Origin of the sequence: Rhodococcus sp. Leaf233, assembly GCF_001426165.1 — a bacterium.
Taxonomy (GTDB): Bacteria; Actinomycetota; Actinomycetes; order Mycobacteriales; family Mycobacteriaceae; genus Rhodococcoides; species Rhodococcoides fascians.
Genome location: NZ_LMRO01000003.1, coordinates 27,056 through 41,648 on the forward strand (window position 1 = coordinate 27,056; position 14,593 = coordinate 41,648).

A 14,593-nucleotide genomic window follows, 5' to 3' on the forward strand; every position below is an offset into this window, starting at 1 on the left:
GGGCAGTCGGCCGGGGCCGATCCGCGCAGGTCCAAGGCGTCACTCTAGCCGCTCGCGGGAGCGGATCCCACCGACTGGGGGTCGCAGACCACAGGTTTGTGCCCTGCACCAGTTGGCGACACGCCGCGTTGTGACCTGTCCGTTATCGATGACACCGGTCACTGCGCTACCCACGACCCCGATCACGCCGTCGTCCACACGACCCGATCACGAGTGCGGAGGCGTCGGCGCATTCTCGATCAGATCGGCCGCCCATGCCGCCGTCCACTGGGTGGCCGTCGTGCCGGAACCGTCGACGACGAAACTGTTGTACGACGCGTGCACCGGATTGCCCGCCGCCCCGATCAGAATTTGGATGCTCTGCGGAATGTTGCGTAGCGACAGTCCATCCGACGGGGACGCACAGATGAGGTCGCCGGGCGCACAGATCTGATTGGTCCGGTCGTCGAGCGCGCCGAATCCGCCGTCCCGACGCCCCGTCATGGTGATGCCGGGGAGGTCGAGTCCCCCGAGGGCGACCTCGGCTCCGACGCCGTCGAGCGGTCCCGGCACGTCGGTACCCGACACTCCGTCGCGGCGGCCGTCGGCGATGAGGGTGACGCCGAGGACACGATCGGCGGAGATGGGTCCGTTACCCGCGCCGATGTCGGCCGCGATGTCGCCGGAGATGACTGCGCCCTGAGAGAAGCCGGCCATGACGAAGTTGGTCAGTGGGCATCGCGCCGCGACGTCCGACATCTTCTGTACCGCAACGTTTTTACCCTCGGTACGGCTGTTGTTGTACGACTGTTGGCCGTCCGGCGGCAGCGCGATGGGGTTCGAGAACTGTGCGACGTAGGGAACCGTGTAGACGTCCGCGCGAGATCCGGGGAACTGCTCCTGCAGCGGCCGAGTGACGTTGAGCATCAGCGACACTGGATTGGCGGTCGGGTTGTACGGGTCATCGGTCGACGAGGACTCCCACGTACCCGGGATGGCAATGACCTGGACGTCCGGGCAGTCCGCCGGTTGTGAGGTCGGCTGCTCGGGTCCCGGCGGCGGTACCGGCCCCGGTCCGGGTCCGAGACGCCCGGCGAGGAGGTACCACAGGGCCACGATGACGAGCCCGATGATCACCGCGAAGGCGATCACCGGCAGAACTCTACGTTTACGTTTGGCCATCAGCGCGAACTACGGCGTGCAGTACGTCGCCTGCGCGGCGGCGATGTAGGTCTGGGCTGCCTGCTGGGCCTGCGTCTCGTTCATCTGCGTTCCGGCAGCACTGGCCTCGACGCCGACGTTCGCGGTGACGTAGGTCGTGATTTCGTCGGCTGCGACGCCCTGCGCCTGCGCGGCACAGATGTAGTTGGCCGTCGACACCGCGATGTCGCCGTTGCCCGCCGGGGTGACGCCCTTGCTCTTCAGCTCGTCGAGGAAACGCTGGCCACGGTTGTCGATCTGGCTCTCCGTCGGCCCCGGGAAGTCGTCCGGCACGGCCTGGGGTTGCTCCGGCGGTGCCGTCGCCGCCTCGCCCGGACTGGTGGTCGGAGCGACAGTAGTGGTGGTGCTCTCGGCCGCCGACGTCGACGAACTCGCCTCGGTCGTCGTCGCAGCTGCCGTGGTGGTGCTCGTCGGCGCGCCGGTGGCCGTCGAGTCGTCACTTCCACACGCCACCAGCATCGAGCTCGCCGCCACGGCGAGCACGCCGAGGGACAGAGTTCTGGCCAGAGAGTTACGCGTCATCGATCGAAATCCTTCGGTCGTCGGGTCGCAGGCGAGAGTACAGCCACGCTCTGAGAGAACTCTGAAGCCGTGACTGCCTCCGGTCACGGAGCGATCGTGGCCTTGCCGTCCTTGACGGTGATGATGCCGAACTGGAAGTTCTGTTGCTTACCGCCACCGTCGATGTCGAACTGATCGCTGGTGGGGTAGCCGAGGCGGCCACCTTCGTAGCCCACCGATCCCCAGGCGTCGAAGATCGGGCCGTACGGCATGGACCAGGCTCCGCTGACCGGGCTCCAGTAGATGTTGCCGGTCTCGAACTGATTGAACCGTCCGCCGTCCCGGATGGGGCCGATCTCGTTGGACTTGGGGAACCCGAGAGGTCCACTCTCCCAACCCAATTCACCGTACTTACCGAGAATCATGCCCTGCACAGAATGCACGCCCGCGTCGGGCGAGGTGTAGATCGCGCCGATCTCGAAGCCCTGCACCGAGCCGGGCTTGTTGGGTGTTGCCACCTCGTCGAGCACCGGGTATCCCAGAGGACCGCCCTCGTACCCCTGGGCTGCCCACTCGTCTAGCACGGCACCCTTGACCACATGGGCTCCGGTCTGCGGCGTGAAGTAGACCATGCCGTTCTGGAAGGCGTTGAAGCGGCCGCGGCCGTCGGGAGTGGCGATCTCGCCGGTCTTCGGGAAGCCGAGCGCACCCTCGGGGCCCTTATTGCCCTGGTAGATGCCGCCGATAGCGCCGGCAACCACCTGCGCCCCGGTGTCGGGAGTGAAGAAGACCCGACCGAACGTGAAGTCCTGAGCTCGACCACCGGCGACGTTGTACTCCGCGGTGAGGCAGGGACCCAGCCACGAGTTCGCGCCGCTCGCATTGCCGATCATGCCCGCGACACTGCAGGCGGGCTTGTCGACCTCGACGCCGAGTGCCGTGGCGAGCTGCGGCCACAGCTGGTGCAACTCGAACTGCCAGTACGGCCACGAGTGCGTTCCCGAGGGGCGGTAGTTGACCTGCGCGGGGATTCCGAGCTGGTTGAGCTTGGTGGCGAAGGTCTGGGAAGTGAGTCGCGAGAGGATCTCGAGGCCCATGCCCGCGTAGTTGGTGCTGACGCCCGGAATCGGCGACGGCTGATCGTACGGGCCGGTCGAGCCGTTGCCGCTCGAGATGTACAGGCTGACGCCCTTGAGCTTGTCGGCCAGCAGGTACGGATCGTGCTGAGCCCACAGCGAGTTGGACGGTGCGCCCCACATGGCCTTGGAGTTGTAGCCGCCGGCGTCGGTCATCGCGTACTGGATGGCCTGCGGCATGCCGAGGGAGGTGGTGGTCAGGATGCCCGACAGCGAACCGGCGAACTTGAAGAAGCCGGGGTTGCGGGCCGCGAGGAACATTGCCGACGTGCCACCCATCGACAACCCGACGACGCCGCGGTTGTCGGTGCTGCGCCAGTCCTTGGCCAGGATGGGCGGCAGCTCCTTGGTCAGGAACGTCTCCCACTGGTAGTTCTTGCCGTTGTCCTGATCGACCCAGTCGGAGTAGAAGCTGGACTGTCCGCCGATCGGCAGCACGACGTTGACGTTCTTGTCGGCGAAGTAGGCCTCGGCGTCGGTCTCGGCCGTCCAGCCGTTCTCCTGGTCGGTCGCCCGGAGGCCGTCCAACATGTACACCTGCGGGAACGTGGCCTGCGGGTTGATGTTCCAGTCACGCGCGAGCAGCAGCTGCACCTGGATGGGCGTTCCCATCGAGGGCGACTGGATCCACAGCGCGACGCGGCGATCGGAGAGCCAGTCCACCGAGGTGACGGTTGCTCCACCGGTCTGGGTGTAGGCGGGGCCGGTCTGCGCCATCGGGGCGGCATGAGCAACCGGGGCTGCAGTGGCCAACGTCGTCGTCGCGAAGGGAATCATCAGCGCGGAGGCAACAGTCACTGCTGCTGCCGCTCGCCGAGCCCGTGTGCCGGCCGATGGGGTACGACCGAACCGAACAAGCGCAGTGCGCATGATGGTGACTCTCTTTCCTGTGACGACCGAAGGTCTCGTCTCGAGACATGCTTCGTATGTCTTTCTACACGTGCCCGATGGCCACGAACAGCAGACTCGCTGTGACTGGTGGTGCGAATGTGAATTGGGGAGGCTCGAAGAGCCGGCGCTCGAACCGACAATGCCGCCCGACGCGAGAGCGTGGGGCGGCATTGTCGGAGAGCACGTTACGGAACCGAATCAGGCGTTCAGCGCGTCCAGGATCTGGGTGCGTGCCTTCCACAGCTCGGCACCCCAGTACGGCCAGGCGTGAATTCCGTTGGCCGGGAAGCTGTAGGTCGCCGGGATACCAAGGGTGCCCATGCGGATCTGGAATGCACGGGTGTTGGCGAGCGAGAGTGCCTCGAGCGCCATGCCGTTGGCGGTGTTGTAGAAATCGATCGGCGCGGCCGGGTGATCGAACTGACCGGGCAGGCCGCTGGCTGCGGAGATGTACAGCGACAGACCCTGCAACCTGGGTGCGAAGACGAACGGGTCGTTGCGCAGCCACGCCGGGTTCCAGGGCGGTCCCCACATGGAGTCGACGTTGAAGCGGCCGGCATCGAGCATCGCGATACGAATCGCCTCACGCATGCCCGGGGCCGAGATGTTCAGGTAACCCGAGAGCGAGCCGGCGAACTTGAACTGGTCGCGGTGGTACGCGGCAAGCGTCAGGGCAGCCGAACCACCCATCGACAGGCCGAGAACACCGTTGTTGTTGCGCGAGACGCCGTAGTTCTCCAGGAACGCCGGGAGCTCCTGCGTCAGGAACGTCTCCCACTTGTAGGTGACTTCCTGGCCGTTGAAGTTCGACGAGGTGTACCAGTCGCTGTAGAAGCTGGACTGTCCGCCGACGGGCATGACCAGCGTCACGTCGTCGTTGGCGAACTGATCCTGCGCGTTGGTCTCGAAGGTCCAGGCGTTGCGATCGTCGCGGGCACGCAGGCCGTCGAGCAGGTAGAGAGCAGCGTTGCCGCCGCGTGCCGCCCACTGGACCTGGACCTTGATCGGACCCATCTCGGACGGGACGATCAGGTCCTCGCGGCCACCGGCCGGGGTCTGATGGACGACGGCAGTGGGGGCAGCGACTGCGACTGCGCCGCCGACGACACCGGCTGCGATCGGCAGAACGAGTGCGGCAGCACCCACGCCGAGCAGGCGCTGACGCCAGCGTGATGACGCCTTCGGGTTACTGCTGAGGCCGGCAAATCGCATGAATCGTGCTCTCTCTCATCTACGCGGTCTCCGCTGTCGTAGCGGCCCCCGGCAATCGAACAGGGCTGACTGACGGCCCATGAGGCCGGGGTGAAGCTGTGGTGTGTCGAAACGTCGAGGTTCTGCTGCATAACAGGCGAACCGCTCGATGGAGGTTATTCCATCGAGCGGTTCCAAGGCAAAACTGTGATCAGCGTCCCAGTTTCGCCCCTGCGAGTTTCTGAAACAGGAGACTATCCTGCGCGGTCCCCGCTGAACAGCCCTGAAAAGTCGTGAAATATCACTACAGGGCCGAAAGCGGGGACTGCGACAGCAAACGCTACCGGGTGGATCAGTTACCGATGTTGGCGCTCAGGTCCGGTGCCATGACGCGGATCTGCTCGCCCCAGTAGCCCCACTGGTGGGTACCGACGGCCGGGAACGCATACGTGACGTTGTTGGCACCGATGCTCGCCATGCGGATCTGGAAGGCACGGCTGTTCGCCAAAGCGATGGCCTCGAGGCCCATACCGTTCGCGGTGTTGTAGTAATCGATGAAGCTCTGCGGGCGATCGAGACCGCCGGGCAGACCGCTGCCTGCGAAGACCCACACGCGCGTGCCGTTGTCACGCAAGCGAGGCGCGAAGACGAACGGGTCGTTGCGCAGCCACGCCGGATCCCACGGCGGGCCCCACATCGCGTCGATGTTGTAGCGGCCGGAGTCCAGCAGTGCCAGGCGCATGGCCTCGCGCATGCCGGGTGCGGAGATGTTCAGGTAGCCCGACAGCGAACCGGCATAGCTGAACTGGTCCGGGTGGTATGCAGCCAGCGTGAGGGCTGCGGAGCCGCCCATCGAGATGCCGATGACACCGTTGCGGTTCGGGTTGAAGCCGTAGTTCGCGCGCAGGTTCTCGCGGAGGTTCTGCGTCAGGAAGGTTTCCCACTTGTAGGTGGTCTTCTGACCGTTGAAGTTGGACGGTGCGTACCAGTCGGAGTAGAAGCTCGACTGTCCACCGACCGGCTCGACGACGTTGATGTTCCACGAGGCGAGAACTGCTCCGGCGTCGGTCTCGTGCTCCCAGCCCGAGATGTCCGTCGTGGCGCGCAGGCCGTCGAGCAGGTAGACAACGCGGTTGGTGTTACCGTCCGCTGCCCGCCACACCCGACTCTTGATCGGGCCCATGCTCGAGTCCGTCCAAACGTCGATGGCGTTGCCGTCGAACGCTGCGTTGGCAGTTGCGCCACCGCCCGCCACGGCCAAGCCCAGTGGCAGCACCACTGCCATCAGCATGGATGTTGCGGCGCGGCGTCCCCAGGAGCCCGCTCGCTTGTCCCCGGACCGGCTCTTCCATCTACCCAGCATGCACTCGACCTCTCAGCAGCTTCGTCACATCGGTTACGCAATCAACGATTGATCTCGCAAGTTCATCATGTATGCGCCCGACCCAGGGTCTGGCGCATACATATCCTCCGCACTTATCGCACGAAGTACGTCGCCCGTTACAGGATCGAGACAGCTCATCTTCGCGTCGAGACCGAATCGGCGCAACCCGGTGATCTTCTCGTGTTCTGTCGGCTAATCATCCGCCTTCAATACAGGTGCCGGAAGATCACATCGCTGTATTTCGTATTTCGGCACCCGGTCGAATCGATAACCGGCATAGAACAACGAACGTTTCACATTCCGGACGAACAGATCCTTCGTCAACGGTGCTCGGTAGGACGTCAGCATTTCCTGGGTGTCCGGGCAGGTCAACGCCACCTGAGCTTCGGTCACCCAGTCCTCGTCCATGTACCAGGGCAGGTACGGATGGATGCCGACCAGTCCCAGATCGGCGACGACCCAGTCCGGGTAGAGGTTCTTGTCGTGACCGATACGGCCGTTCTCGAGGCGTTCGGTGTGCGATGCCAACGGGTACGCCAGCCCCATCTGGTCGATGACCCGCACGTCGAGGCCGACGTTCATGCTCGTCATCCCCAGGTTGAGGAAGTAGACGGTGTGACCGAATCCACCCTCGGGGATCGGGAGGGGCGGCGGGACGACATCCCAGTAGGTGAATTGCGCGGACGGCAGCAGCAATCCGCCGTCCGGGGTGTCGTCGATCGCCTGAACCATCGCCCGCATCCGCGGATAGTCGAGATAGTCCGACGCCAGGATCGGATGAGCGTGCCCGGTGTTGAGCGAATAGAACGCTCGTTCGTCGACGATTCCGCTTCGTCCGACGATCGAGCCCTGGGGCATTCCCGTCGTGTTCGCCGCAATCACAGCCCAGACGACGATCCCACCCCAGACGAATACATCCGCGACGAAAACAGCAGTCGCACGATTACCGGACCATCGTTGCGGGAGCGCGACGGGCAATATCGAAATGGGCAACAGCAGCGTGAACAGGGCGGGCAACAATGTTCGCCCGTGCATGAAATCGCCACCGACTCGAATTGCGTAGATCGCGAGCAACAATCCACTGACGAGCACGAATACGACGACAGCGGTCGGCGTGCGCAACGCGGCGAGCAGGCCGCCCACTGTTCTGGGCAGCGTCGGGCGCACGCGCGTCATCGACAGGGCGGCACCGAGCAGGAGCAGCACCAGCGGGAGCCACAGTAGGTACGGTCCCATCAGGTTGGTCAGATACGCCCACCCTTGCGACCACTTGGCACCGCCGGCGTCCTTGGACACTGCGGTGTTGGGGTACGGAAGGCCGTAGTAGCCCATGCGCCAGATTTGGTACAGCACGGGAACCGCGCCCGCGAATGCGAACACGTGCAGCCTCGACAACCACGTCTGTGGGGCGAGGAAGATCATCGCCAGTGCCAGAACCGACACGATGGACAACTCGGGGCGCACCAGCGGGCCCAGGCCCGCGAAGAAGGCCAGCAGCAGCAGCTCGACGCCACCTCCGCGGCGCTGCCCCCAGCGAACCATCAGCAGCCACAAAACCGCCAGCCAGAAGATGACCAGGCAGGTCTCCAGCCCGGACGTCGCGAAGTCACGGGCCGGCGGTACCGCGATGTACACGAGTACACCGGCGGGGAGGAAGAGAGTGCGTGACGCAGTGCGCCCACGCAGGGAGAACGTGCCGATCATCGCGATGACGACGGCCGCTGTGGACAGCACGAGCGCGATCGTCAGGACCACGTACTCGAGCCGGCCGTCGCTGAGCCAGCTACCCGCGTAGACGAGGTACGTCCAGATGGTGCTCGTGTTGGTCTCGACCCGCTCGCCCGCGTTGAACACCGGGCCGTTGCCGGCCAACAGGTTGCGGACGGTGCGCAGGACGATCAGGCCGTCGTCGGCGATCCAGCGACGTTCCCAGGCACCCCACAGAAACAGGGCACCGGTGACGACGGTCCCGACCCAGAAGACCGCCCTGGTCGAGACCGCCGGTGCCGGGGTGTCTTCTCGCGTGTCTCGCTGGTCAGGCGAGGTAGACAGCGACACCAACCACTCCGATCCACGCTATGGCGAGTAGCTGGAGAACCCTGTCTCCCAACGCGATCTCTTCGGGTTCGCCTGCCTCGCCGCCGTCTACATCCACTGCGTATCGCAGGATTGCGATAGTAAACGGAATCATCGAGATGGCGAACCAGTTGGAGTCCGTTTCGGCGTCCTGCTGAAAAGCCCACAAGCCGTAGCAGATGACGACGGCCGTCGCGGACAGCGTCCACACGAAGCGCAGATATGTCGTGGTGTAGTTCTCGAGCGACTTACGGATCTTCGCCCCGGTGCGTTCGGCCAGTTGCAGCTCGGCGTAGCGCTTGCCTGCCGCCATGAACAGCGAGCCGAACGCCATGATCAGCAGGAACCACTGCGAGAGCGGGATCGAGGCAGCGACGCCACCGGCGATCGCGCGGAGCAGGAAGCCCGAGGAGACGATGCAGATGTCGAGCACGGCCTGGTGCTTGAGGCCGAAGCAGTACGCCAGCTGGATGACGATGTAGACGCCGATGACCAGCGCGAGCTTCCAGTTCGCGAAGAACGACAGGCCGACGGCGAGTCCGAGCGACACCACGGCCATCGCGTAGGCGATCGTGACGGGCAGGACTCCTGCAGCGATCGGCCGGAACCGCTTGGTGGGGTGCGCGCGGTCGGCCTCGACGTCCATGGCGTCGTTGACCAGGTAGACACCGGAGGCGGCGAAGCAGAACACGATGAACGCGAGCGCGACGGACAGCAGCACGTCGCGATCGGTGACCGAGCCTGCCGCCAACGGCGCGGCCAGGACCAGCACGTTCTTGACCCACTGACGCGGGCGAAGCGCCTTGACGATGCCGTCCGCCAGATTCTTCGGCGGTGCGCCTACGGGTGCGGCATCCTCGCTCATTTGTCTCCTTCGAACTTCACGACGGCAGCAGCCGTCAACGCGCCGAGTGCAGATCCGGCCAGCACGTCGGTGGGGTAATGGACTCCGAGCACCAAGCGCGAGAGCAACATGGGTGGGACGAGGACCGCCGGTAACGGTAGCCCGGTCACGCGGCCGAGGAGAACCGCAGCCGCTGTGGTGGATGTCGCATGTGACGACGGAAAACTCAGCTTGCTCGGCGTCGAGACATTGATCCGGACGGCCGGATCGTGGGGACGTGGCCTGCGGACGATGCGCTTGATGACGATGGACGCGGCATGTGATCCGACGGCACCGACGGCCACCGACGCCCACTGGCGTCGCCGCGGCGCGTCCAGAGCAGCGCCGATACCTGCGATCGCCACCCAGCCGAGGGCATGTTCGCCGAAGTGCGACATCCCGCGCGCGACGGTGATCGCACCGGGGGCGCTGCCGACCGTGGCCTGCACCTTTTCGAGGATGCGCACTTCGGTCGGCACCTCGGTCTGGCCTTTACGCCTGGTAACGAAAGACACGTTCCCACGTTTCCTTACTGGTCAGGTGCGGCACGGCATCACGGTATCGAGCCTTGAGAGCAGGGAATTCGGCTGCCAACTGCTTGCGCAACGACAGCGCTTCCTTCAGCAACGCCGCGGCCTGCGCGCGGTCGCGCTTGCGGTAGACCACGCCTCGGCCGTCGGCGGTGGTGACGGTGACCCCGTCGACCTGGGACAGCAGGAACCAGCGTGCGTCGAGAGTCGGCACGTTGAGCTGCGGACGCTCGTGGTGCTGCTCGTGCGCTGGCTTGACGTTGTGCAGCAAGCCCTTGGCCAGGCGACGGACCTTGGAGATCGGGTTGGTCGGCAGGCCGACGGCTCCGACTTCCTCACCCGATGCGAGCGGGAGCTCCGTGGAACTGCCGACAACGACGGCGTCGGGGAATTCCTTGCGCAGTGCGTGCACAGTCGGCAATGCCGTGGGCAGGATCTCGAGGATGTGCTCGGGACCGGCCAGGAAGTCACGGATCGCGAGGTTCTGGATGGCGACCGTCGAGTACTCGAGGCACAGCAGGTGCTTGACGGTGGCCTTGATCGTGTCGAGCACCAGGCCCTTGCCGTCGCCGGGCATGTGCAGCGACGCGACAACGAGACGGTTGCGCAGGTGGAAGTACGCCTGCCAGTCGATGGCGTCGTCCTTGTCGCTCCACGCCATGTGCCAGATCGCAGCACCCGGCAGCGTCACCGTCGGGTAGCCGGCTTCGCGTGCGCGCAAGCCGTATTCGGCGTCGTCCCACTTGATGAACAGTGGCAGTGGCTGCCCGAGTTCCTCGGCGACGACGCGCGGGATCATGCACATCCACCAGCCGTTGTAATCGACGTCGATGCGGCGGTGCAGCAGCTTGCTGGTGCGCAGCGGGTCCTCGGAGAAGTCGTGGTCGTATTCGACGTTCTGCGCGCCGGTCCACATGAAGTTCCCGCGGTCGATCACTTCACCCATGACGTGCAGGTGACTACGCGCCTGCAGATTCAGCATCTGGCCGCCGACGAGCGTGGGCACCTTGGCGAATCGCGACATCGCCAACGCCCGCAGAATCGAGTCGGTCTCGATCTCGATGTCGTCGTCCATGAACAGAATGTGTTGGCAGGCAGTGTTGTTCAGCGCCTCGTACATGATCCGGCTGTAGCCACCGGACCCACCGAGGTTGGCCTGATCGTGGATCGCGAGACGGCCACCGAGCGCAGCTGCGGCCTCGTCGAAGCCGGGTTCGTCCTTCGCCTTGCGGGTGCCCTGATCCGGCATGATCACGGCCTGGATCACGTCGAGCACCAACGGGTCCGAGCCAAGGGCGACAAGCGCTTTGACGGCGTCGGTCGGTCGGTTGAACGTGGGGATACCCACGGCGACGGTCGCCTCGCCGGGAGCGTCGATCGGCGCGTACCAACCGGCACTCTCGAGGACCACCTCGGAATCGGAGGTGATGTCGAACCAGATCCACCCGCCGTCCTCGAACGGGCCGAGGTCGATCAGAAACTCTTGCGCCGCATCGCCGTCCACGGCCTCGCGGCCCTCGACGTGGATGCGCGACGCATCGGCCTTGGACCGGTAGACGTCGATTCGGCAGTGGCCGGACACCTCGACGCGCAGCACCACGGACTTCAGGATGCTGTAGCGCCGCCAGTAGCTCGCCGGGAATGCGTTGAAGTACGTGCAGAACGACACCTCGGACTCGCCGCCGATGGTGAGCGAGGTACGCGAGAGCGAGTGCGCGCGTTTGGCATTGGTGGTCGCTTCTTCGAGGTACAGCGTGCGCACGTCGAGCGGCTCACCCGAACGGGGCAGCAGTACACGCTGCAACAGCGATTTTCCGAGGATCGGCGCGACGTCTGCCACCCCGTCCTCGAGCAGGTGCTTGGCGGTCATTTGTCCCCCGCCAGGGCGGTGCCGGTCTCGAAGTGCGGGGCCAGGGTGTTGTCGTACATGTTCAGTGCGCTCGCGATGGCCATGTGCATGTCGAGGTACTGGTACGTGCCGAGTCGACCACCGAACAGCACACCGTTGGAGGCCGTCTCGGCCTTCGCCCGGTTGCGGTACGCCTCGAGCTTCTGCCGGTCGTCGGGGGTGTTGATCGGGTAGTACGGCTCGTCGCCGCTCTCGGCGAAACGTGAGAACTCGCGCATGATGACCGTCTTGTCGGTCGGGTACTCGCGCTCGGGATGGAAGTGGCGGAACTCGTGGATCCGAATGAACGGCACGTCGCCGTCGTTGTAGTTCATCACCGGCGTTCCCTGGAAATCGCCGACCGGGAGCACCTCCGTCTCGAAATCGATGGTGCGCCAGCCCAATTCGCCCTCGGAGTAGTCGAAGTAGCGGTCCAGCGGCCCGGTGTAGACGATCGGAGCGTTCGGGCTCTCGGCGACCAACTCGTCGCGAACATCGAACCAGTCGGTGTTCAGGCGGACGTCGATCTTCTCGTCGCGTGTCATGTTCTCGAGCCACGCGGTGTAGCCGTCGACCGGCAGCCCCTCGTAGGTGTCGTTGAAGTAGCGGTTGTCGAAGGTGTAGCGCACCGGCAACCGGGTGATGTTGCCCGCGGGCAGTTCCTTCGGATCGGTCTGCCACTGCTTGGCCGTGTAGTCCCGGATGAATGCCTCGTAGAGCGGACGTCCGATCAGCGAGATCGCCTTCTCCTCGAAGTTCTGCGCGTCCTTGGAGTCGAACTCACTGGACTGATCCTCGATCAGGGCCCGCGCCTCGGCCGGGGAGAAGAACTTTCCGAAGAACTGCGAGATCAGCCCCAGGCCCATCGGGAACTGGTACGACTGACCGTTGTGCAGCGCGAAGACGCGGTGCTGGTAGCCGGTGAAGTCGGTGAACTGGTTGACGTAGTCCCACACGCGCTTGTTGGACGTGTGGAACAGGTGCGCACCGTACTTGTGGATCTCGATACCCGTCTCGGGCTCGGCTTCCGAGTACGCGTTGCCGCCCAGGTGGTGCCGCCGGTCGAGAACGAGAACACGCTTGCCCAGCTGGGACGCCGCCCGTTCTGCCACGGTCAGACCGAAGAACCCGGATCCGACGACGATGAGGTCGTAGCGGCCGGTCGCGGTGGCGTCGGAAGAGGTGGTCTCGGGGCTTACAGCAGTCACGGGCAACCAGGGTATCCGACGATCGTGACGGCTCCACCCCGCCAGGCACCGCCCGGCCGGTCCGGTGTCAACCTGGCAGGCGTCGGAGCAGGTAGGTATCCATCACCCAGCCGTGCGCCTCTTTGACCTCGGCGCGGGCGCGGCGAATGTCGTCGAGCACGGCGTCGAGCGGCCCGGCCACGAGCTTCTCGTCGGTCGTACCCAGGTTGGCTCCCCAGTGGATGCCCCAGCCTGCGCCGGTCAGCGCACTGCAGGCCAGGTTGCCGTCGAGCATGACGACGAGGTTGTCCAGCCCGGCTGCGACGTCGCCGGCCAGGTTTCTGCCGGTGGTGATGACGATCGGGCCCCCGATGCGATTGAGCACGAGTCGATGACTCGCCGCCAGCATGGACACGCTGGAGATGCCGGGTGTGACATCGAACTCGATGTCGCCGCGCAGTTCGGCGATCCGCTCGACGACGCGGATAGTGCTGTCGTAGAGCGCGGGGTCTCCCCAGACGAGAAACCCGACGACGGTGCCGTCGGCGAGACCGTCGAGCACGTCGGCGTACGCCCGGGCGCGGGCGTCGTGCCAATCGAGGACGGCGGTCTCGTACTGCCGAGGTGACCGGTCGCGTGGGGGGTCGGGCACCTCGACGACTTGGTAGCTGCCACCGTGGTGGCGCTCGAGGATCTCCTGCCTGGCTGCTGCCAGATCCCCGACGGACGCGCCCTTGTCGGCCACGATGAACACGTCCACAGCCCGCAGCTTCTCGACGGCTTGCACCGTCACCTGATCCGGGTGACCACCGCCGATGCCGATCAGATGGATTTTCACGAGCGGTCCCGGCAGGCGTCGTACAGGTGGGATTCGGCGACGACGCGACGAGCCAGAGCAGGACCGACGAGGATCACCGCAGCTTGCCGCAGCCCGGCGGCCTCGACCTGGTCGGCGATGTCGGCCAGGGTGCCGCGCAGAACCATCTCGTCGGGCTTGCTGGCATGGAAGACGACTGCGGCGGGGCAGTCCGAGCCGTAGAACTGCGCCAACTCGTCGGCGATGATGCGGGTGCGAGTGATGGCCAGATGCAGTGCCAACGTCGCGCGAGTGGCGGCGAAGTTGGCCAGCGCCTCGGTGTCCGGCATCGCCGTCGAGCGGGCCTGCGCGCGGGTGAGGACCACCGATTGCGTCACCTCGGGAACGGTCAGCTCGACGCCCAACGTGGCTGCAGCGGCCGCGTAGGCGGGCACTCCCGGCGTGATGTCCCACGGCACACCCGCGGCGTCGAGTCGAGCCGACTGTTCTGCGATCGCGGAGTAGAGGGAAGGGTCACCCGAGCACAGGCGTGCGACGTCGTCCCCGCGCTGGTCGGCGGCGACGAGTTCGGCGGTGATGGCATCGAGATCGAGCTTCGCGGTGTCGACCAGGCGAGTACCGGCCGAGCAATGTTCGAGGATCGCGTCGTCGATATAGGTACCGGCGTAGACACACACCGGACTGGATCGCAGGAACTCGACGGCCCGCAGCGTGAGCAGGTCTGCCGCTCCGGGTCCGGCTCCGATGAAGTGCACAGTCACAGGTGGAAAGCGTAGGGGGCGGGAGTGGAGCCTGCGGAATGACCCATGAAGGCGGGAGTGGAGCCTGCGGAATGACCCAGGAATGCAAGCCCCGACGCGCCGCGCCACCAGAACTTCCCGTGGATGGCTAACTGTCAAGCTAAGGTTT

12 protein-coding genes are annotated in these 14,593 nt (G+C 65.3%); all 12 read right to left on the reverse strand.

The features are described 5' to 3' along the window. Nucleotides 1–207 precede the first annotated feature (207 nt). The 12 genes from ASH04_RS06235 to cobM all read right to left on the reverse strand — a co-directional run bounded on the left by ASH04_RS06235 (nt 208) and on the right by cobM (nt 14,445). Nucleotides 208–1,161 (reverse strand): cutinase family protein, encoded by a 954-nt coding sequence (locus ASH04_RS06235; protein WP_027494808.1) that lies wholly within the window; start codon nt 1,159–1,161, stop codon nt 208–210. 9 nt (nt 1,162–1,170) lie between these two features. Further along, complete coding sequence (locus tag ASH04_RS06240; RefSeq protein ID WP_032374174.1) at nt 1,171–1,722, reverse strand: DUF732 domain-containing protein; 552 nt, start codon at nt 1,720–1,722, stop codon at nt 1,171–1,173. A gap of 83 nt (nt 1,723–1,805) precedes the next feature. Then, nucleotides 1,806–3,707: an alpha/beta hydrolase-fold protein gene (locus ASH04_RS06245; protein ID WP_082519181.1), complete on the reverse strand. Its 1,902-nt coding sequence runs from the start codon at nt 3,705–3,707 to the stop codon at nt 1,806–1,808. Between the two features lie 219 nt (nt 3,708–3,926). Next, the gene (locus ASH04_RS06250; protein WP_057473080.1) at nt 3,927–4,940 is read right to left on the reverse strand and encodes an alpha/beta hydrolase; all 1,014 of its coding nucleotides are present in this window, start codon (nt 4,938–4,940) and stop codon (nt 3,927–3,929) included. A gap of 331 nt (nt 4,941–5,271) precedes the next feature. Continuing rightward, nucleotides 5,272–6,282, reverse strand: coding sequence for an alpha/beta hydrolase (locus tag ASH04_RS06255; RefSeq protein WP_174557192.1), 1,011 nt, complete (start codon nt 6,280–6,282; stop codon nt 5,272–5,274). Nucleotides 6,283–6,495: 213 nt separating this feature from the next. Beyond that, nucleotides 6,496–8,361 carry a flagellar motor control protein ZomB gene (gene zomB, locus ASH04_RS06260; protein WP_057473081.1) on the reverse strand — a complete coding sequence of 622 codons (1,866 nt, stop codon included), beginning with the start codon at nt 8,359–8,361 and terminating at the stop codon, nt 6,496–6,498. Next, nucleotides 8,339–9,244 (reverse strand): decaprenyl-phosphate phosphoribosyltransferase, encoded by a 906-nt coding sequence (locus ASH04_RS06265; RefSeq protein WP_027494814.1) that lies wholly within the window; start codon nt 9,242–9,244, stop codon nt 8,339–8,341. Before ASH04_RS06265 ends, zomB begins: the two co-directional genes overlap by 23 nt. Beyond that, nucleotides 9,241–9,777, reverse strand: a complete 537-nt coding sequence (locus ASH04_RS06270) for a phosphatase PAP2 family protein (RefSeq protein WP_174557191.1) — start codon at nt 9,775–9,777, stop codon at nt 9,241–9,243. Before ASH04_RS06270 ends, ASH04_RS06265 begins: the two co-directional genes overlap by 4 nt. Further along, nucleotides 9,755–11,662 (reverse strand): glycosyltransferase, encoded by a 1,908-nt coding sequence (locus tag ASH04_RS06275; RefSeq protein WP_057473082.1) that lies wholly within the window; start codon nt 11,660–11,662, stop codon nt 9,755–9,757. Before ASH04_RS06275 ends, ASH04_RS06270 begins: the two co-directional genes overlap by 23 nt. Then, nucleotides 11,659–12,888 (reverse strand): UDP-galactopyranose mutase, encoded by a 1,230-nt coding sequence (gene glf / locus ASH04_RS06280; RefSeq protein ID WP_032366753.1) that lies wholly within the window; start codon nt 12,886–12,888, stop codon nt 11,659–11,661. The genes ASH04_RS06275 and glf overlap by 4 nt, the downstream gene beginning before the upstream one ends. Nucleotides 12,889–12,955: 67 nt before the next feature. After that, a complete protein-coding gene (cobF, locus tag ASH04_RS06285) occupies nt 12,956–13,705 on the reverse strand; it encodes a precorrin-6A synthase (deacetylating) (RefSeq protein ID WP_032407198.1) in 750 nt (249 codons plus the stop codon). Beyond that, nucleotides 13,702–14,445 carry a precorrin-4 C(11)-methyltransferase gene (gene cobM / locus ASH04_RS06290; RefSeq protein WP_057473083.1) on the reverse strand — a complete coding sequence of 248 codons (744 nt, stop codon included), beginning with the start codon at nt 14,443–14,445 and terminating at the stop codon, nt 13,702–13,704. Before cobM ends, cobF begins: the two co-directional genes overlap by 4 nt. Between the last annotated feature and the right edge of the window lie 148 nt (nt 14,446–14,593).

Coding starts and splice junctions, on each gene's coding strand:
- ASH04_RS06275 (WP_057473082.1), bottom strand. CDS start 11,662: ATGACCGCCAAGCACCTGCTCGAGGACGGGGTGGCAGACGTCGCGCCG.
- ASH04_RS06235 (WP_027494808.1), bottom strand. CDS start 1,161: ATGGCCAAACGTAAACGTAGAGTTCTGCCGGTGATCGCCTTCGCGGTG.
- ASH04_RS06250 (WP_057473080.1), bottom strand. CDS start 4,940: ATGCGATTTGCCGGCCTCAGCAGTAACCCGAAGGCGTCATCACGCTGG.
- ASH04_RS06245 (WP_082519181.1), bottom strand. CDS start 3,707: ATGCGCACTGCGCTTGTTCGGTTCGGTCGTACCCCATCGGCCGGCACA.
- ASH04_RS06265 (WP_027494814.1), bottom strand. CDS start 9,244: ATGAGCGAGGATGCCGCACCCGTAGGCGCACCGCCGAAGAATCTGGCG.
- ASH04_RS06255 (WP_174557192.1), bottom strand. CDS start 6,282: ATGCTGGGTAGATGGAAGAGCCGGTCCGGGGACAAGCGAGCGGGCTCC.
- ASH04_RS06240 (WP_032374174.1), bottom strand. CDS start 1,722: ATGACGCGTAACTCTCTGGCCAGAACTCTGTCCCTCGGCGTGCTCGCC.